The organism is Cytobacillus sp. FSL R7-0696, from assembly GCF_038006865.1.
Taxonomy (GTDB): domain Bacteria; phylum Bacillota; class Bacilli; order Bacillales; family Cytobacillaceae; genus Cytobacillus; species Cytobacillus kochii.
On the sequence record NZ_JBBOWA010000001.1, the window covers coordinates 2248215 to 2266651 of the forward strand.

Consider the following 18437-nt stretch of genomic DNA (forward strand, 5'->3'; position numbering starts at 1 on the left):
TTTTTTCCCCTTCTCTTCTATTAAACTGTGACAATCGTATGTAGTAATTTAATAACGATAATCATTCTCATTCAGTGTATAATTACCTAGAGTAGAAGTCGATCATTTTCGGAAATTTATAATAACTTTATAAGGCAATCAAGCTATTTTTGATAGGATCCTGTCATGTGGAAAATTACAAAAGAAGAAATCATTGTTTAAAGGAACTCTATGAATGGGGGATGGGGGGAGCATAGAAACGAGAATCACCTGACATAATCATGGAATGATATACACTTTCATGAGACAACTACCAAGATGTATAGGCAAAAAGAAAATGCACACACAAGTGATGAGAAATATGTTGGCAAAAAGAAAATGCGCACACAAGAGATGAGAAAACAGTCAAGGTGTGTTGGCAAAAGGAAAATGCGCACACAAGAAATGAAAAACCGGCTAAGATGTGTTGGCAAAAGGAAAATGCGCACACAAGAGATGAAAAACCGGCTAAGATGTGTTGGCAAAAAGAAAATGCGCACACAAGAGATGAGAAAACAGTCAAGAAGTGTTGGCAAAAGGAAAATGCGCACACAAGAAATGAAAAACCGTCTAAGATGTGTTGGCAAAAAGAAAATGCGCACACAAGAAATGAAAAACCGTCTAAGATGTGTTGGCAAAAAAGAAAATGCGCACACAAGAGATGAAAAACCAGCTAAGATGTGTTGGCAAAAAGAAAATGCGCATACAAGAGATGTAAAACCTTCTAAGATGTGTTGGCAACCCCCATAAAACCCCACATCATATATTTCATTTTGTACTTACTGAAATAACCAAATACGTACATCGCTAGCAAGACACTGACAGTTGGTATGTAATTAGAGAGCGCCGCAAAGGAGCGGTCACTACCTTTAATCTAGGAGAATAACTAATAGCCACCATAATGCGGTGGTCGCCTCCCATGACCGTGTAAAAACATCACTCTAGATGACTACCAATATCATTATGAGTGAATGTATAATAATACCAAATAAATATAAGGAGGTTATTCAAATTTATGAAGTTCACTCAAGCAGTTTTTCCTCTTCTAGTTATCGTAACGATATTGTACTTGATGGTTAATCTTCTACTGTTCATTTTGTTTTCGGTTGCTGATGCTCATATGAATCTTCATACGATGCTATATGTCATTTTACCAAGTGTATTGTATTTTTTATGCGTGTGGTTTGCGATAAAACGCTTACGTCCAAATAGGAGGGAGAAGCCCAAGCAACTTTGGTTGTTTTCTTTAGCATGGGTATGGCCAATCGCTTTGATTAGCCTACTAGTTTTTAATGGCGTTCATGCCAAATTTAATGAAATGGATTGGAGAAATAATCCACACGAACGAGTGCGAATGATAGACGATTTGTTAAATACGTATGATTTAAAAAATAGACATTATAACGAAGTAATTGAAAAACTAGGAACACCAACAGAAAACACGTATTTTAAGAGTGACAATAACATCGTTTATTATTTGGGTAATGAAAGGAGTATCATTAGTATTGATAGTGAATGGCTAATCATTACATTTAAAGAGAATCGAGTAGCTCATTATGAATTGAAAACAGATTAATAAGAAAAGCGCAAGGCGCCCGTAATCGTCGACAAGCATAAGACGAGCCGGCGGAAAGGTTGTTCTTTAACCTTTTTGACGGATTGGCTTATGACCTCGAGCCGATGGCGCCTGGAGCTAGACATGAAAACTCATTGAAAAATTTTATACTTTCTTATCTAATAAAAAAGGGATGCAAGTAATGAATTGCACCCCTTTTTTATCATCATGCTTTTACTAGCGTTTGATCAACTACTTTACCCTCAAAGGCGGCTTCATAAATTGTATATATATCCTCTTTACACAATTCCATTGGACTTCGAGCAAGTAAACGAGTTTGTTTTGTCGCATCTTCTGTTAAAGAATCAAGTGCATCATGGCCAATGTTAAAGCCTTTTAAAGAAGACGGGATGCCAACATCTTCGACTAAGCGTTTTAATTCTTCTACACAGCGGTGGGAAGCTTCTTCTTGTGAAAGATGGGTAGAGCTAAAGCCCATTGTATCGAGAATATCCTTCATCCTTTTTTCACATGCTGAACGAATATAGCCCATCACATATGGCAGAAGAACAGCGTTTGAATCACCATGGGCAATATGGAATTGACCGCCTAGTGGATAAGCAAGTGCATGAACCCCAGCTACACCTGCGTTAAAGAAGGCAATACCAGCTAAATAACTCCCATAGCTCAAGTCAATGCGTGCTTGTTTATTATCGCCATGATGAACAGCTGTGCGAATGGATTGACTGATTAGGCGAATGGCCTGGAGTGCTAAAGCGTCCGTGACTGGGCTCGCATTTTTAGACACATATGCTTCAATCGCATGTGTAAGGGCATCGATACCAGTAGCAGCTGTTACCTTTGCAGGAAGAGACATTGTGAGTGCTGGGTCAACAATAGCTACATCTGCAAGTAAATAATCATGCGTGACGACATCTTTTGTTGTTTCCAATGAAAGGACGGAGATATTTGTTACTTCTGATCCTGTTCCAGATGTAGTTGGAATTAAGATGCTCGGTAATCCTTTTTTTGTAATCGATTTTGTGCCGGTTAGATTTAAATAATCAGCTACATCACCTTCATGAACAGCGATAACGCCAGCTAATTTTGTTAAGTCAAGTGCACTTCCGCCACCGATGCCGATGACCATATCAAAAGCGTGTTCGCGCGTATAGGAGACTAGTTTTTCCCCAACAGCAAGTGGTGGTTCAGGAACAACATCAGTGTAAACATCAGTGATATATCCTGCCTCATTAAGTGGGTGTGTCACTTTATCCGTTAAGCCAATTTCCTTTAAAAAAGGGTCAGTAATCACAAGGATTTTTTTGACGTTAAACTTTTCTACTTCTTCAACGAGGTGGGAAAGGGCATCCCAGCCCGTGTAGCTTATAGGGGTAAAGGTGATTTTTTCAGACATGATGGTCACTCCTCTAATTAATTTTGGTTCCAAACAATTAATTTTGTTTCTGTCATTTCGTGAATCGCGTATTTCAAACCTTCTTTGCCCGTACCGCTTTCTTTCACTCCGCCATATGGCATTTGGTCTACACGATAGGTTGGAATATCATTAATCATCACGCCGCCCACTTCAAGTGCTTTAGAAGCATGGAAGGCAGTTTGAATATCATTAGTGAAAATCCCAGCCTGCAAACCATAGTCAGAATCATTGATTGCAATAATACCATCTTCAATTGAAGAGATACGGTTAACAATAACAATAGGGGCAAACACTTCTTGGCAAGAAACCTTTGCAGTCGCATCGACATTCGTTAAGATGGTTGGTAAAAATACGCCATTTTCAATTTTTCCGCCTGTAATAATCTCTGCTCCTAAGGAGACTGCTTCATCAACCCAACTCAATGCGCGCTCCTGTTCAGCTGGATGAATCATCGCTGATAGGTCAGTTGTTGCATGCATGGGATCACCGATTGTTAATGCCTGAGTAGCTTCGGCAAACTTTTCAATGAACGCAGGGAAAATTTCTTCTAGTACGTACGTACGTTGCAGAGAAATACAGACTTGCCCTTGGTTAGAAAAGGCACCTGTTACACATTTAGCTACGATTTCTTCTAAGTCTACGTTTCTATCAATAATCAGTCCTGCATTAGAGCCGAGTTCTAGTGCAACTTTCTTTAGTCCTGCTTTATTGCGAATACCAATACCAACGGCTGGGCTACCAGTGAAAGTAATCATTTTCACAAGCGGATTCTCGACAAGGGCATCTCCGACAATACGACCACTGCCAGTAACTACGTTAAATGCACCCTTGGGTAAAGAAGTTTGGTCAAGGAGTTCAGCAAGAAATAGAGCAGATAATGGTGTTTGCGATGCTGGTTTTAATACAATCGGGTTTCCAGAGGCAATCGCTGGTCCCACTTTATGTGCTACTAAATTTTGTGGAAAATTAAATGGTGTAATGGCACCAATTACGCCAATCGGTTCCTCGATTGTATAGCCGAATCGGTTAGCTCCGTTTTTGGCTGCGTCCATCGGAATCATTTCTCCTGTTAAGCGTTTTGCTTCCTCAGCTGCGAATTTATATGTCTCAATCGTACGGTCAATTTCACCTAGTGAGAATTTCAATGGTTTCGCTGATTCTAAAGAAATGATTTCAGCAGCTTTTTGTCGATTTTCCTTAAATAATAGAACAAGCTCTTCTAATATTTCTGCACGCTCGTAGGCAGTCAAACGAGCCATCTCTTTTCTTTTTTGATGCGCCATCTCAATGGTTTCTTCCACTTCCTCCTTTGAAGCTTGTGGAATTTGCGCAATCACTTTATTTGTATAGGGAGAGAGGAGGTCAGCATAGTTTGCTGAGTCTCTCCATTCACCATTGATATATAATTGTTTCTTCATATTAACTCACCTGCTTTTCTTGATTTTTGAGATCTTCACTATCTTTATTAAACGTTTTGTCTATTTCTCCTTTAAAGAAATCTTTTCCGTATAATAATAGACAAAGAATAATACCTACTGCAAACGCCCAAGCAGCGCCTTTAATACATAGAACAGCTGCGACAATCCCAGCTACACCAAGATCTTTTTGACTTCGTGCTTCTAAAATACCAACTTTCACACTTACATATCCTTGAATAAGAAGAGTTAATGCCATCGCAACCCCTAGTATAGGCTCAACGAAACTTACGATTGGCAGTAGCCATAATCCAGTATTTGTTCCCCAACGGAAAGAGCCTACGCCACCATATAATGAATCCATTGCTTTTCTGCCTTTTTTAAAGCGTTCAACCATAACAACTTGCATCGCACTCCAAGCTGGTCCGGCCATTGTGACATCAGGTCCGATGATACTCATTGCCCCGTTTCGAATACCAAATATCCAGTGAGAGCGGTTTGGATTATATTCAACCTTTTCATCTGGACGTTTAGATTGTCCATCCTCTACTAATGCTTTTACTTGTAATACATCACCAAACAACACAATATATGCAGCCAAAACTGTAGGAATCGCGGTAATAAACATCATTAAAGGCGGTAAACCAATACCAAATACTGTGTATTCATTCCATAGAGTAATAAAGTCTGGGGAAGAAAAGCCCCATTCTATTGCAGGTAATTTAGCTTCACTAAAGATTGGAGCGATAAAAACAGCTAATAATATTACTGGGAATATCCCTAATTTAGCGACCGTTTTCCAAAAGACATTCTTATTTTGGAAGTGAATAAAATGTTTTGAAAATAAAAGATAAAACCCAATTCCAATAGCAATCGAGATAGTCCAAGGGAACAATTCAAAACGGCCACCAACTTGGAAAACAGAGATGACAGCTGCTAAACCAGCACCTAGGATAACACCAGCTTTTAATGCGGGCGGAATAAAGCGAACAACCTTTGATGCCAATCCAGTAGCCCCGAGTAATAATGATAGAATACCGAGTGTTAATTGGAAGGCGATCAGTGAGTGAACACGTTCAGGTCCTTCTGGGAATTGCTGACAGTACAGCATGATTAAAGGAATGGCTGGTGTAATCCAACCAGGTACAGCCGGATCACCTAGTAAATGATGTAATAAGTAAAAAAGTCCATTTAAAACAACAATAGCGAGTGCTACTTCAAAAGGCATACCGAGTAATTCCATTAAAAGCGGGATGGCTGATAAATCAACAGCACACATTAATAGTCCTTGCACATAATCGGGCCATTCAAAACGGTAATGGATAAAAGGTAAGCGAACCTTAAAAGGTCCTGCTGGGATATACGGTGATTCTTCGCCGTATTTTCTGTTTTTCCATTTCATGACGGTTTTTTCCTCCTTAATTGTAAACCCTTACAAGTTTGAATATTAAATTATGAATACGTAACCATTTTTTTGTAAAGCGATTCCACATGAGTCGTTCAAGCTCATATGGAAGAGGGTAAGGGATTATGCTTTCGAAATGGTTACGTATTCATTTTTGCATAAATAAAAACTATTGATATGCCTTTGTTGTTTTCCTATTAAATACTTTAACAGATTCAGTGATTTTCACGCAACTGTTTTTTTTATTTTCAATCATTTCAATCAGTTCATTGATGGCTAGAAAACCTAAATTTTGCTCAGAGATACTTCCGACGGTTGTTAACTCGATACTACCATGTTTACTTAAGTCAACATTATCGATACCCACTACGCTAATATCGGCTGGGACACGATAACCGGCTTTTGTTGCTTCATCGATGGTTTGTAGAGCGATTGCATCTGTGGCAGCACAAATAGCTGTCGGTGGAGTTGGTAATTGCATCAGTTTTTCAAATGCTTCTTTTACCGCTTGTTTTGATGTATTCGTTTGAATCACGTATTGCGATGCAAGGTCTTGAGTGTTCATCCCTTCCACGAAGCCATCGTATCTATTTTTAAATGTACTAACGGTAGAGGGACCTCCAATCCAAGCAATTTGTTTATGACCTAACTCTAGCATATGACGAGCTGAAAGTATGCCAGCCTGAAAATTATCGATTTCAACGAAATGTTTATTATTAATATGTTTTCGATTATATGTAATAAATGGTATATCCATTTTCTCAAACTTCTCGAAAATAGGATCATCAAGTAAGATACAGGACATCACGACCCCATCTACCTTATTTTCAACTACTGAAGTATATGCCTCATTTAATTTCTCATCATTTACAAATTGAACATGCACACGATAACCTTTGCTATTAGCGTAATTAACAATTGCTGCTGTTGTATCGACAAAAAAAGGATTGTGAAGGGGTCCAGAAAGTAACGCAATCGTGTTTGTTTTATTTTGTACAAGAGAACGCGCATGGGCATTCGGAATGTAATGAAGTTCTTCAATCGCAGCCATCACTTTATCTACTGTTGGTTTTTTGACTAGGTTTGGAGTATTAAGTACACGTGATACAGTCGTTTGAGAAACGCCAGCATGTTTGGCAACATCCTTAGAAGAGACCATCTAGTTTCCTCCTTTCATGAAAAACTGTGCTTCCTTATTTTATCAGATTCCCATGGGTGAGAGAAGTCAAAATGACCTAGATTAAGTGCCAGTGAAAAGGGTAAGCAGAGAGTATGAAAGGAAGCGAATAAAATGAAAAAAACGATGATCTTAGTGTTTACGAGTATTTTATTGTTTTCTGGCTCTGCTGTGTCGGCTAAAACAATCCATTCATTTAGCGAGCAGACAACAATTTATGATTATATTGTCTCTGAAAGCTACAGTAAGAACGGTGCAAAAGTAGCCGTTATTGGCAGTAGTGTTGCTCGTGGAAAAGGAGCATCTCATCCGATGTTTTCTTGGTTCCGTTTATTAGAAAAGGAAGTGCGCGAACGCCATTTGCCACATAAAAAAAAGCTGTCATTTCATAATTTTGCTAAAAGCGGTTACACCTTAAATATGCTACTTAAGGATGGAACGGTGGATCAGTTGGTAAAATCAGAGCCTGATTTGGTAATGATTGAAACAGGTGTCGTTAATAGTTATCAATATCATCAAAGCATAAAAGAAACGGAGCAAGCGATTGAAAAAACCGTTGATAAAATTAAAAAGGCCACTCCTGATACGAAAATTCTTTTTCTTTCTCCCAATCCGACAACTGTTCTTTATAACGGAAAAATTGATAATAAGCGCAATCATTCTTATCAAGACTATTTAAAAGCAACAGAACAGTATATTAAAGAAAACGAGTGGCCATATATAGATATTTATCGACCGATGGCAAAAAGAATGGCGGACAGTTCCATTGATTTACAAGACACATTGGCAGATGGGGTGCATCCGAATAATATTGGGTACTATATTTGGTTTCAAGTAATGAATGAGTACTTCAATCAGCCGATCCCGTGGTAAAATGAAAGAAAACCTCGGAGCTGATGAATGTTGAAACAACAATTAACTTTAATGGAAGCATATATGATTGAGCTATTACGTAATCAAGGTGTAACGGATGAAGAAATTATAAGAAAATCTTTGTCAAAGGAAGTGACAGAGTGGAGGAAGTATAACGAGCAGTTCGATTTTGAACAATTAGCTCATCTGGCCCAAAAAGATGAGGCAAACTTTGTTTCAATGATTAACAATGGTTACCGCATCAAATTCCTTACTTTTCCTGGATTGCAACGCATGTTAAGTATGAAGTTCGGATTAGAGAAAGACCAAGATTACACGCTTGTAGAAAACGGAGTAACTAATGTAAAAGTAAGTGAGAGTCAATTAAAAGAGATAGAAAAAGTTTTATCGCTCAACTGGAAAATAAAGAGAGAAGAAACTTCGGTTTCTATCCAAAATGGCTAAAGAAAGATAGCATTCGTTTCTTCATTAGGCGAATGCTTTTATCATTTCTCTTTACTAGAAGACCATAAATAATAGAATATAGAAAAGAATAAAGAAGCTCCTATTGCGTATGGTATGGGAGAACAAAAAAGAATTAATAGACAAAAGGGCATGGTAATCAGAATGGTTTTTTTCCAAAACAAGCAATGATCTTCCTTTCCAAAAAAGGTTGAATATGTGAAAGAGAAAACTTAGGAGGAAATATCACTTGATGAATTATAAATTTTCACCTGAATTAAGCCAGGCGATTGTTGATGGGATATTAAAAGGATATAGGCATTACATTCATGAGCGTGAACAGAAGAAACGTGAAATGCTTATTAGTACAGGTTAGCATGGGTAAAAGGCAATCATATTGAAGATGCCGTAGCACAAGAATGTCGCAAACTTGGGATTCAATTTGAATTTTCTAAAGCCGGTTATGCATGGGGTTATCTTAAATTCGAAAATAAGGCAACAAACTCTTTATTTATCATAAAAAGTGGAGGACCTTCACCACAATCATCACCGAGTCGAAAAGAGGAGCACTATTTAGTTGAACTCTCCAAGATTAATCGTCATATTGATTGGCAGCAATTAGAACAAATGAATGAAGTAGGAGAACAGTTAATGTTAGAAGACGTCACTTCTCAGAATTTTGAACAATTAAGCTTCGGTGAATTCGATTCTCTTAAACAAACGTTTGATCAATTTTATATTGTCTCCTATGAAATGGATGAAACAAAACTATTATCAAAAATTCAACTGCTTATGCCAACTCCGGGCATGAAGAAAATTCATTTAGTTGAAGACTGGTTACCTCTGGCATTTCATTCATCTTATCATATTACAGAGATTGAAGTAGAAGGAATTAGAGGAGAATAACAGGAGGGCTATCTATAGGAGATAGCCCTTCTTAATTATTGTTTTTGTTCTTTTATCCAGTGAGTAATGGTATCGATGATCGTTTCTTGTTGTTTCTTAATAGAAATGTCGGCTGGGTTGTCACCAGATTGTTCTCCGTATACACCAAAATAGGCATGGTTTCCTCCTTCGATTTCTACGAAGTCTGCTTCATCTGGAAGAAAAACCTTCTTCTCGTCAACTTTAGCGGGCGTACTTAGTCCATCATTTGAGCCACTTATGGATAAGACAGGTAGTTTCGAATTTGTCAGTGTATCATTATCAGAGGCATAGGCACCCAGTAGTATTAAACCATGTACTTGATCTATGTTTTTATCGGCGTACATGGCTGCTGCTGCACCACCCATTGAATGGCCTCCAACAAACCAATCTACATCTTTATACGTACTAATGATTTCGTTAGCTTTAGAAACATCAAGTATGGCGATGTTTAGTGTTACATGTGGTATAGCGATAAATAGATTTTCTTTAGCTAATTCTTGACCGATATAAGCATAAGCTTCGGGTTCTACTTTTGCACCCGGATAAAGAATCAGACCTATTTGACTATTAGGGTCACCGAATAAGAGCCAATCATCTTCAACGCTTATTTGGTTGTCTACGGGGATCGTTGGCTCATTCACTGAATGATAAGTGAGCTGAGTCCAGATGAAAAATCCACCGATTGCTGTAACTACTAGAGCTGATAGGATAAGGAATACTTTTGATTTGATTATTTTCTTCATAATTTGCCTCTTAAGTTGTATTTACTTTTTGAAAAATTTGTAGAGCGTATAGATAAAAATAACGATTAATAAAAGGATGAGGATCATCACAAAGGTTTTCACAGCATCATTAGGTGTTTCTGCATATATACCAATGTATGCCCAGATGAAAACAAGTGTATAAATAAAGTCTTTAAATCGAATAGAGAAAACAATCGCTAATATTGTAGCAACTGCTAACATAATAAAGGTCCAAGTCACTTCATTCAATCCGAGAAAAACAGTCTGTTCCATCCCTACAAACCAAACAAATACATTTAAAATACTTGCTACAGAAACCCAACCAATATAAATGGAAAATGGTAGTTTTTCAAAGAAAGTATGAGTGGTATCGTTTATTCTGCCATAGATCAGAATTAAGGTGACAAGTAAAGCAAAAATGATGATTACTGATGTAAGTAGTGCTTGAGCAGTAAAAGCTAGAATCCAACAGCCATTTAATAAAAAGTTAAGAGCTGGTAGGTAGCTAGTTTTTACATAAACAGCATCACCTTTCACGAAAAAAGCTCTGATAATCCAAATAAATAAAAGGAAATAAATGAACCCCCAAATGGAAAATGCAAAACCAGCAGGTTGTAATAAAGGTTGGTTAGCATCAGCAACATTGCCAACATTTGTAGCGGACCAATAATTTAAGAAAATCATTATAGCGAAAGTAATAAGGTAGACAATACCTAGTTTCTTTGACTGATTCATGAATGAGCCTCCCCTTGATAAATAAAATGATGGTATTAATTGTAATACCCTAAAGTGAACGGTAATAATCATAGTATTCTACCAGGGGGAAGGCGAAGTGATATGTCTTAATTTGATAGTAGTTGTTTTATTTTTTCCTCAAAATCACTTGGTTTGTCTGTAGGACCGAAGCGCTCTACCACATTTCCATTTTGATCAATGAGAAACTTAGTAAAGTTCCATTTAATGCTTTTGCTCAGAAAACCTTTTGCTTCTGTCGTTAAATAATTGAATAAAGGGTGTGCTTCTTTTCCATTCACTTTAATGATTTCATGCATAGGAAATGAAACACCATAGGTCATCCGACAAGCTTCACTCGCTTCCTCAGCAGAGTCGAGTTCTTGTTTAAATTGATCCGAAGGAAATCCTAATATAACCAGTCCCGCATCTTTATATTTTTGATATAGGTTCTCAAGTTCTGCAAATTGTGGGGCCAAACCACATTTTGTTGCGGTATTGACAATTAGTAATACCTTGCCTTCATATTGCTCCAATTGATAATTGGTACCGTTTTCGAGTTTTACGTTTATATCATATAAATTCATTTTTTCTCCTCCCCGTCATTTAATTGAGATAACAGTGTATTCAATTCTTGTAATTTTAATTTGAATTGGTCATCAAATATAGCAAATGAATCCCATTTTGTAGCCTTAGTTGCAATCATTTCTGATATCGTACTTTCGGAGTTTCTTCCTTTTGTGGTCAATGAAATGACTACAGATCTTTTGTCCATTGGTGAGGGTGTTTTCGTTATATAATCTTTTTTTACTAGTTTAGAAATAATGGGGTTTAAGGTACCAATCCCTAACGATAACTTTTCACTTAATTGTTTAATAATCATATGATCATTTTCCCACAGAGCGAGTAAGACAATATATTGAGGGTAAGTGAGGTCAAACGGTTCCAGTGCTTTCCGGTATAACTTAGTATATTGATTTGTTGCTTTATAAATAGCAAAACATAATTGATTCTCTAAGGTCTGTGCTTTTACTTTGGCCACCTCCTTATTTACATCGTACACGATACATTATATATCGAGTACGATGTAAATGCAAAAATAAGATGACAATTAAATCATATGTAACAGTTGTTTTCAGTTTCTGTAAATTCCTCCTTTACAATAACTCAGTGATGTTATAATACGAGCAATAATTGTAAGGAGGTCCATTTTCATGATACTTCAAGAAGAAATTAAAGGACTAACGACGAAAGTATTTGGAAAAAACAATCAACTAATATACGATGAAGAATCGTTTATTTTTAAAAATGCTGAATTAAAAATCACTGGTTCAAATAATAAAATCCATATTGGAAAAGGGACAAAACTATCCAATATATTAATTCACATACGAGGTTCAAATAATGAAATTATGATAGGGGAAAATACCGACTTAATTGGTCATATATTATTAAAAGGCAAAAAACAATCAATTAAAGTGGGTGACCGAACGACCTTTAAGAATGTCTATCTATTATCACAAGAAGGAAAGAATATTTCCATTGGAGCGGACTGTATGTTTTCTTATGATATAGCCGTGAGAACAACAGATGCTCATTCCGTTCTTGACCTTGAAACAAATGAAAGATTGAACGGTGCAAAGGATGTGGTCATTGGTAATCATGTTTGGGTTGCTGCTAGTTGCTTGATCTCCAAAGGCGCGGTGATTCCGGACGATACGATCATCGGAGCAAGATCAGTTGTTACTAAACCTTTCTCCGAAGCACATACAACCATTGCAGGCTCTCCAGCTAAGATAATCAAAACAGGGACAACTTGGAGTCGAGAGCGGTTATAGGAGTGGAGTGATAATTATGATGAATTTCATTTCAATAATGAAGAGCCTTATTATATTTCAAATGTAATAAGGCTTAAAATTTATAAATTAAATGGAATAGTGCTTATTGGTCAAGCTTAAGTGAGTAGTATGATAATCTTATAATCTCTTAAGTTATCAGTTGAGTTTGTATTATTCATACTTTACCAAGTTTTGCAGGAGTACAATTAAAGGAGTTAGAAATGCGTGGAAGGTCGTAAGAAAAATAGAATAACTTTTACTCTTGATTATTTAATATATCCAAGTTACAATTGGATATATTTTTCAATATAGGAGTTTTGCCTCGATGTTGGTATTTGTTCTTAACTAATCAACCAATTTTATATGGTTCTTTCTATTACATGGAAAAATCCACTTTTTGAAGTGGTTTGTTTGTCTTGGACAAAAATAGATGAATCAATATAGGTTAAGAACACAACGGCCATCCTTAATTTATAATTGACTACAAAAGCCGTGCTCGTTTGCACGGTTATATTTTTTACTCTCACGTTAGAAATAGGTTTTTTTAACGACCGGTATCATTCTGACAAAAAAGTCATTTGGTAGTCAATATCCTAAAAAGGACAGAAGATGGACTATATGTTCATTTTCTGTCCTTTTTTATTTGGGATTAAGTATCTGTTTGGATGACGTGTGTGTTTATCCACAATGAATAAAGCACATTAAAATATCGACAATAAGCGAGTGATTCCATGAATAATTATATTGAACAAGTTAATGCAAAGGTATGTCTTCAAGAGGGTCCTTTGGTAATTGAACAACTTTTGGTTGAATGTTTTATACAACCTGGGATATCAACAAAAGAACTAGCACGAAAAGTCCTTCTTCCAGTTCCAGTGGCTACTGCGGTTAAGAAGGAACTTATAAAGGCAGGTGCATTAATCCAGGATCGTGGGGTGCGTTGTACCTATAAAGGGCTTTCATATATCGAAAATGAATTAGGATATGATGGATTAGACAAAGCCTTATATCAAAGGCTTATGACTAATGAGACAGATTGGAAGGTAGAGCTTGAAGGTATATTATCGTTACTAACAAGGTTATTTCAATTACGCCCACAAGTTAATGTGCAAATTGATCAATCAAAATGCACACCCGAAACAAGTTTGCGTCGGGCAATACTTTGCCTAAGAGAGCATGCGTTGATAGGAAAAAAAATCTTGTGTGTTGGTGATGACGACCTAGTCAGTGTGTCGCTCGGCCTTCTTCTTAACCGGTTATTTCCGGATAAGAGGAATAAAAACACCATGATTACCGTCATAGATAATGATTACCGATTCTTACAATATATTCTTCATATAAATGAACGAGAAGGCCTATCTATTAATGACCTTCATATGGATTTGCGACAATTACTACCAGAGTATTTTCACGAACAATACGATTGCTTTTTTACAGATCCGCCTTATACGTTACAAGGAATGTCTTTGTTCCTTTCTCGCGGAATAAGCGCTTTAAAGAAAGAAAAAGGCTTCCCAATCTTTTTGTCATTTGCCCATAAATCACCAGACTTTATGCTGGCATTGCAGCATGAGCTAATACACATGAGTCTCTCAATTAAAGAGATTATAGTAAATTTTAATGAATACGAAGGGGCACAAATGATTGGAAATAAAGGACAAATGATCGTTCTTCAAACAACAGAATCAACGAAGCCTAATATTATAGGTCGATTCGAAGATGCAATCTATACAGGTGAGGTAAGGCAAACAATCCGTACTTACCAATGTAAGTCGTGTAATAGAGCAACCCTTGTTGGCATCCAGGGAGACTTTCCTACAATCGAAGCGTTGAAAAATCAAGGATGTCCGGTGTGCAATCAAAATAAATTTGTGTTAGTAAAAAAACAAGTTAGGAGGAAATGAAGTTGAATAATATTGATATGAAAAATTTAGGACTTACTGAAGAATTTATACAGGAGTCTAAAAAATATAAAGACCTTTTTATTGGTAGAGTTTCATCACAATCTAAAAACTTATATAAGGTAATCACAGAAAAAAGTGAGATAGTTGCTGAGATCTCTGGTAAATATCACTATAATGTAAAAGGAATTTCTGAATATCCTGCTGTGGGAGATTTTGTAATGATTGATAGAACAAATAATTCACAGGGGAACGGAATTATTCATCACATACTTTCACGAAAAAGCGCATTTGCACGTAAAATGGCAGGAACTAAAGAAGATATACAGATGGTAACTACAAATATTGATACGGTTTTTATTTGTATGTCATTGAACGATGATTATAATCTACGTAGACTAGAGCGTTACCTTTCTATCGCATGGGATAGTGGTGCAACACCGGTTATTGTACTTACAAAATCAGATTTATGTAATGAAATAGAAGCAAGGCTTAATGAAATATCTTCTATTGCAATAGGTGTAGCAGTACATGTTACAACAAGTGTTTCTGATGAAGGGTACCATTCCTTAAAAAGTTATCTCGCTAGCGGTAAGACAGTAGCGTTTATAGGTTCATCTGGAGTTGGAAAATCAACCTTAATCAATTGTCTGATAGGGCAAAAAATATTAGATACGAATGGTTTAAGAAATGATGATAAGGGCAGACACACTACTACAAGACGAGAACTGATTATGTTGCCAAATTTAGGTGTTGTTATAGATACCCCCGGTATGAGGGAACTTGGGATTATAAGTGCAGATTTAACGACATCCTTTTCTGATATTAATCAACTTGCTTTTGATTGTAAATTTAATGATTGTACACATCAACATGAGCCGAACTGTGCAGTACAAAAGGCAATTAAAGATGGTTTTTTGTCTGTTGAGAGGTTAGAAAGCTATTGGAAACTAAAAAAAGAGACTAAGTATCAAGGTTTGAATTCTAAAATGATTGAAAAAGAAAAGACAAATGAAATGCTTAGTAGTATGGGCGGCATGAAAAACTTTAGGAATTTCAGAAAGTCCATCAAAGAACAGAGTAGAGATAAAAAAAGATGAAGTCTAAGAAAGGATTAAAATAAAGAATAGGGTAACATCTCCATGTTGAGCTGTTACCCTATTTTTTGATAGATAGGTTGTATAGTTAAATAGGATTTTTATTTTTGAAATAGTGTACATAAACTGAAGGACGAGATTGACACGCAATATCTTATGAACATAGAAAGAATAAGTTCAGAAGATAAAAGAACTGAAAAATGGCTTTATTTCTTCCAAAACGATCCATTTAATAGAAGCTATTTAATACAAATGTTGATATCTCTTATTTAGATATCGTTATCTATTCACATCTACCAAAAATTGCTATAATTAAGAATAGACCAACCATTATACATTAAGTACCTCAAAAACTCTTCCAACCCAAAATTTGAAATGCAGGTGAAGCTTGTGTTAATTAAAGATTCTTGGTTTACTGTGCAATTAATTGATAGTAAAACGTATGCGATTAGTGAATATGGCCACTGGGAAAAAGTACATTCGTTTTTACTCATTGGTGAAGAAAAAGCGGTACTCATTGATACAGGTCTTGGAATAGATAACATTAAACGTATAACCGATCAATTAACTTTCTTACCTATTGAGGTCATAACAACGCATGTTCATGTCGATCATATTGGTGGACATGGGTTGTACGATACGATTTACGTTCATGAGCTAGATAAAGACTGGTTAGTTAATGGTATTAGTGGTCTTACGCTCCAACAAATCCGCACTGATATACAAAGAGATATTACAATCCCCACCCCGAAAACATTTAATCCTGAAACGTATCAGCCTTTTACAGGAGAGCCGACCGCTTTACTAGCGGATGGTGATGTGCTGCAATTAGGGAATCGAAAACTCAAAATCTATCATACGCCAGGACACTCACCGGGGCATATTACTATTTTTGATGAAACATATAACTACCTATTTACAGGTGATTTATTGTATGATACTGAGCCTATATTCGCTTTTTATCCTTCGACGAGTCCCTCTGATCTCGTACGATCAATTGAAAAAATAGCGCTGATTCCCAATGTTGCAAAAGTGTTCGGATCACATCATACATTAGGATTAGCACCGACTGTTTTGAAGGAAGCTTATGATGCAGTTCAGTATTTAAAGAGTCATCAATTGGATCGATTTGGGACAGGCATACATTCCTTTCAACAGATAAGTTTCCGATTTTAGACAGAAAGAAGGGTGAATGGTGAAATTATACATGACAAGACATGGTCAGACAGAATGGAATAGAGAAAGAAGGCTACAGGGAAGATTAGATTCTAACCTAACAACAATTGGGAGGGAGAACGCCAAATTATTAGGAGAACATTTAAGCAAAGTCCCGTTTGATGCGATTTATGCCAGTCCAAGTGGAAGAACGATGATGACGGCGAGCCTGATTAAAAGCAATCGCCCAATTAAGATTTTTACTGATGAGGATTTACAAGAGATTTATATGGGAAGTTGGGAGGGGCAGCAACAATCAGATGTAGAAAAACAATACGCAGATGAGTTCCATGCCTTTTGGCGTGCGCCTCATCTCTATCATCCAACAGAACGAGAAAGTTTTCAGCAAGTACAGGATCGAGCAGTAAAAATGCTAAAAAGAGTGATGACAAACCATAAGAATGGAAATGTTTTGCTTGTTACACATACGGTCGTAATTAAAACGCTTCTTGCCTACTTAAAACAAATACCTATGGAAAATCTTTGGGATGCCCCGTACATTCATGATACTTGTCTTTCAGTAATTGACATTGTAAATGGTCAGAAAAATATCCTATTGGAAGCAGATATGTCTCATCTTCAACCGGACCAATATGAATTCACTTAGGGAGGTTACATTGTGCAGAGAGAAATGACGGAAGCGGGTCATCTTTTAAATGATAAAGGGGAACTTGTTCAAGCAGGGTATGCAAAACAGCTCCTGCTTACATATGATCGAAAGGCCATCAAGGCTCAAGCATGGAGAATAAAGGAATGGGATTATTATTTAGTTTGTAATGATGATTTTGGTGTCGCTCTAACCATTGCCGACAATTCCTACATGGCTTTATTGAGTGTGTCTTTTCTTGATTTTAAGCGTGCATCCTATCGAACGACAAGTATGATGAAGCCTCTTACATTTGGGAAGTTGAACTTACCGTCGACTTCAAAGGAAGGCGATATTGTTTACCAAGATAAGCGAATTAAGCTGTCTTTTTCGCATATAAAGAATGGTAGGAAATTATGTTGTCATATGAAAAATTTCGATGGTAAAACTGACTTTGCCTGTGACATTGATTTAGTTAATGAGGCTAAAGATTCTATTGTAATGGCTATTCCATTTAAGGAAGATCGACAAGCGTTTTACTATAATCAAAAGATCAATGGTATGCGTGCAAAGGGCAGTGTCCACTATGGGCAAACAGAATATCAATTTCAGGAAAAGAATAGCTTTGCTACATTAGACTGGGGCAGGGGAGTATGGACATATAAAAATACGTGGTATTGGGGATCAGCATCTGGTGTTGTCGAGGGGAAAACATTCGGTTTTAATATCGGCTATGGTTTTGGCGATACTTCACTTGCCAGTGAAAATATGCTCTTCTATGATGGAGTGGCCCATAAACTGGAAGAGGTTACTTTCCATATCCCACAAAATAATGGAATCTTTGACTATCTCTCACCTTGGCGATTCACTTCAAGCGATGGAAGATTCGAAATGGACTTCATCCCCATTTTAGATCGTAAAGACCACACCTCGGTCATAGTTATTTCTAGTGATCAACATCAAGTATTTGGTCATTTCACTGGTAAAGCGGTATTGGATGATGGAACAACCATTGTACTGAAAGACTTTCTTGGTTTTGCTGAGAGGGTGGAGAATAAATGGTAAGAAAAAGGTGG

Annotated in this window: 19 protein-coding genes and 1 pseudogene; 12 read left to right on the forward strand and 8 right to left on the reverse strand. The window is 36.7% G+C overall.

Features of this window, described 5'->3' with window-relative positions:
• The first annotated feature begins 297 nt into the window (after positions 1 to 297).
• Entirely contained in the window at positions 298 to 768 is a 471-nt protein-coding gene (locus MKX29_RS11590) for a hypothetical protein (protein ID WP_341105598.1), read from the forward strand.
• A gap of 265 nt (positions 769 to 1033) precedes the next feature.
• The gene (locus MKX29_RS11595; protein WP_341105600.1) at positions 1034 to 1594 is read left to right on the forward strand and encodes a hypothetical protein; all 561 of its coding nucleotides are present in this window, start codon (positions 1034 to 1036) and stop codon (positions 1592 to 1594) included.
• A gap of 205 nt (positions 1595 to 1799) precedes the next feature.
• Here the strand turns inward: MKX29_RS11595 and MKX29_RS11600 are convergent, their stop codons facing one another.
• The 4 genes from MKX29_RS11600 to MKX29_RS11615 all read right to left on the reverse strand — a co-directional run bounded on the left by MKX29_RS11600 (position 1800) and on the right by MKX29_RS11615 (position 6990).
• On the reverse strand, positions 1800 to 2990 hold the full coding sequence (locus tag MKX29_RS11600; protein WP_251162207.1) for an iron-containing alcohol dehydrogenase: 1191 nt from the start codon (positions 2988 to 2990) through the stop codon (positions 1800 to 1802).
• A 17-nt stretch (positions 2991 to 3007) separates the two neighbouring features.
• The gene (locus tag MKX29_RS11605) at positions 3008 to 4429 is read right to left on the reverse strand and encodes an aldehyde dehydrogenase family protein (RefSeq protein WP_224937246.1); all 1422 of its coding nucleotides are present in this window, start codon (positions 4427 to 4429) and stop codon (positions 3008 to 3010) included.
• A gap of 1 nt (position 4430) precedes the next feature.
• Positions 4431 to 5828 (reverse strand): hypothetical protein, encoded by a 1398-nt coding sequence (locus tag MKX29_RS11610; RefSeq protein ID WP_224937245.1) that lies wholly within the window; start codon positions 5826 to 5828, stop codon positions 4431 to 4433.
• 172 nt (positions 5829 to 6000) lie between these two features.
• Positions 6001 to 6990: a LacI family DNA-binding transcriptional regulator gene (locus MKX29_RS11615; protein ID WP_224937244.1), complete on the reverse strand. Its 990-nt coding sequence runs from the start codon at positions 6988 to 6990 to the stop codon at positions 6001 to 6003.
• A 132-nt stretch (positions 6991 to 7122) separates the two neighbouring features.
• Between MKX29_RS11615 and MKX29_RS11620 the strand changes: the two genes are divergently transcribed.
• The 4 genes and pseudogenes from MKX29_RS11620 to MKX29_RS24505 all read left to right on the forward strand — a co-directional run.
• Entirely contained in the window at positions 7123 to 7881 is a 759-nt protein-coding gene (locus tag MKX29_RS11620; protein ID WP_251162204.1) for an SGNH/GDSL hydrolase family protein, read from the forward strand.
• A gap of 27 nt (positions 7882 to 7908) precedes the next feature.
• Positions 7909 to 8325, forward strand: a complete 417-nt coding sequence (locus tag MKX29_RS11625; protein ID WP_341105603.1) for a hypothetical protein — start codon at positions 7909 to 7911, stop codon at positions 8323 to 8325.
• A gap of 250 nt (positions 8326 to 8575) precedes the next feature.
• Complete coding sequence (locus tag MKX29_RS11630; protein WP_341105605.1) at positions 8576 to 8698, forward strand: hypothetical protein; 123 nt, start codon at positions 8576 to 8578, stop codon at positions 8696 to 8698.
• An 11-nt stretch (positions 8699 to 8709) separates the two neighbouring features.
• A pseudogene (locus tag MKX29_RS24505) lies at positions 8710 to 9228 on the forward strand (spr1630 family ClpXP-sensitive toxin); the annotation flags it as partial.
• Positions 9229 to 9263: 35 nt separating this feature from the next.
• Here MKX29_RS24505 and MKX29_RS11640 read toward each other — a convergent pair.
• The 4 genes from MKX29_RS11640 to MKX29_RS11655 all read right to left on the reverse strand — a co-directional run bounded on the left by MKX29_RS11640 (position 9264) and on the right by MKX29_RS11655 (position 11766).
• Positions 9264 to 9992: an alpha/beta family hydrolase gene (locus MKX29_RS11640; RefSeq protein WP_341052308.1), complete on the reverse strand. Its 729-nt coding sequence runs from the start codon at positions 9990 to 9992 to the stop codon at positions 9264 to 9266.
• Positions 9993 to 10013: 21 nt separating this feature from the next.
• A complete protein-coding gene (locus tag MKX29_RS11645) occupies positions 10014 to 10727 on the reverse strand; it encodes a tryptophan-rich sensory protein (RefSeq protein ID WP_224937239.1) in 714 nt (237 codons plus the stop codon).
• Positions 10728 to 10834: 107 nt separating this feature from the next.
• A complete protein-coding gene (locus MKX29_RS11650) occupies positions 10835 to 11311 on the reverse strand; it encodes a glutathione peroxidase (RefSeq protein WP_224937238.1) in 477 nt (158 codons plus the stop codon).
• Positions 11308 to 11766, reverse strand: coding sequence for a MarR family winged helix-turn-helix transcriptional regulator (locus tag MKX29_RS11655; protein ID WP_341105610.1), 459 nt, complete (start codon positions 11764 to 11766; stop codon positions 11308 to 11310). Before MKX29_RS11655 ends, MKX29_RS11650 begins: the two co-directional genes overlap by 4 nt.
• Before the next feature lie 172 nt (positions 11767 to 11938).
• Here MKX29_RS11655 and MKX29_RS11660 point away from each other — a divergent pair, with 172 nt between their 5' ends.
• The 6 genes from MKX29_RS11660 to MKX29_RS11685 all read left to right on the forward strand — a co-directional run bounded on the left by MKX29_RS11660 (position 11939) and on the right by MKX29_RS11685 (position 18426).
• On the forward strand, positions 11939 to 12562 hold the full coding sequence (locus MKX29_RS11660) for an acyltransferase (protein WP_281202723.1): 624 nt from the start codon (positions 11939 to 11941) through the stop codon (positions 12560 to 12562).
• A 731-nt stretch (positions 12563 to 13293) separates the two neighbouring features.
• A complete protein-coding gene (locus tag MKX29_RS11665) occupies positions 13294 to 14466 on the forward strand; it encodes a bis-aminopropyl spermidine synthase family protein (protein WP_341105612.1) in 1173 nt (390 codons plus the stop codon).
• Positions 14463 to 15563: a ribosome small subunit-dependent GTPase A gene (rsgA, locus tag MKX29_RS11670; protein WP_341105614.1), complete on the forward strand. Its 1101-nt coding sequence runs from the start codon at positions 14463 to 14465 to the stop codon at positions 15561 to 15563. The genes MKX29_RS11665 and rsgA overlap by 4 nt, the downstream gene beginning before the upstream one ends.
• Positions 15564 to 15935: 372 nt before the next feature.
• On the forward strand, positions 15936 to 16736 hold the full coding sequence (locus MKX29_RS11675; protein ID WP_341105617.1) for an MBL fold metallo-hydrolase: 801 nt from the start codon (positions 15936 to 15938) through the stop codon (positions 16734 to 16736).
• A gap of 19 nt (positions 16737 to 16755) precedes the next feature.
• Positions 16756 to 17382, forward strand: a complete 627-nt coding sequence (locus tag MKX29_RS11680) for a histidine phosphatase family protein (RefSeq protein WP_341105619.1) — start codon at positions 16756 to 16758, stop codon at positions 17380 to 17382.
• A gap of 12 nt (positions 17383 to 17394) precedes the next feature.
• Positions 17395 to 18426, forward strand: a complete 1032-nt coding sequence (locus MKX29_RS11685) for a DUF2804 domain-containing protein (protein WP_341105622.1) — start codon at positions 17395 to 17397, stop codon at positions 18424 to 18426.
• Positions 18427 to 18437: the final 11 nt, after the last annotated feature.

Coding starts and splice junctions, on each gene's coding strand:
- MKX29_RS11660 (WP_281202723.1), top strand. CDS start 11,939: ATGATACTTCAAGAAGAAATTAAAGGACTAACGACGAAAGTATTTGGA.
- MKX29_RS11605 (WP_224937246.1), bottom strand. CDS start 4,429: ATGAAGAAACAATTATATATCAATGGTGAATGGAGAGACTCAGCAAAC.
- MKX29_RS11630 (WP_341105605.1), top strand. CDS start 8,576: ATGAATTATAAATTTTCACCTGAATTAAGCCAGGCGATTGTTGATGGG.
- MKX29_RS11610 (WP_224937245.1), bottom strand. CDS start 5,828: ATGAAATGGAAAAACAGAAAATACGGCGAAGAATCACCGTATATCCCA.
- MKX29_RS11650 (WP_224937238.1), bottom strand. CDS start 11,311: ATGAATTTATATGATATAAACGTAAAACTCGAAAACGGTACCAATTAT.
- MKX29_RS11625 (WP_341105603.1), top strand. CDS start 7,909: ATGTTGAAACAACAATTAACTTTAATGGAAGCATATATGATTGAGCTA.
- rsgA (WP_341105614.1), top strand. CDS start 14,463: ATGAAGTTGAATAATATTGATATGAAAAATTTAGGACTTACTGAAGAA.
- MKX29_RS11595 (WP_341105600.1), top strand. CDS start 1,034: ATGAAGTTCACTCAAGCAGTTTTTCCTCTTCTAGTTATCGTAACGATA.
- MKX29_RS11645 (WP_224937239.1), bottom strand. CDS start 10,727: ATGAATCAGTCAAAGAAACTAGGTATTGTCTACCTTATTACTTTCGCT.
- MKX29_RS11590 (WP_341105598.1), top strand. CDS start 298: ATGTATAGGCAAAAAGAAAATGCACACACAAGTGATGAGAAATATGTT.
- MKX29_RS11640 (WP_341052308.1), bottom strand. CDS start 9,992: ATGAAGAAAATAATCAAATCAAAAGTATTCCTTATCCTATCAGCTCTA.
- MKX29_RS11665 (WP_341105612.1), top strand. CDS start 13,294: ATGAATAATTATATTGAACAAGTTAATGCAAAGGTATGTCTTCAAGAG.
- MKX29_RS11675 (WP_341105617.1), top strand. CDS start 15,936: ATGCAGGTGAAGCTTGTGTTAATTAAAGATTCTTGGTTTACTGTGCAA.
- MKX29_RS11620 (WP_251162204.1), top strand. CDS start 7,123: ATGAAAAAAACGATGATCTTAGTGTTTACGAGTATTTTATTGTTTTCT.
- MKX29_RS11615 (WP_224937244.1), bottom strand. CDS start 6,990: ATGGTCTCTTCTAAGGATGTTGCCAAACATGCTGGCGTTTCTCAAACG.
- MKX29_RS11600 (WP_251162207.1), bottom strand. CDS start 2,990: ATGTCTGAAAAAATCACCTTTACCCCTATAAGCTACACGGGCTGGGAT.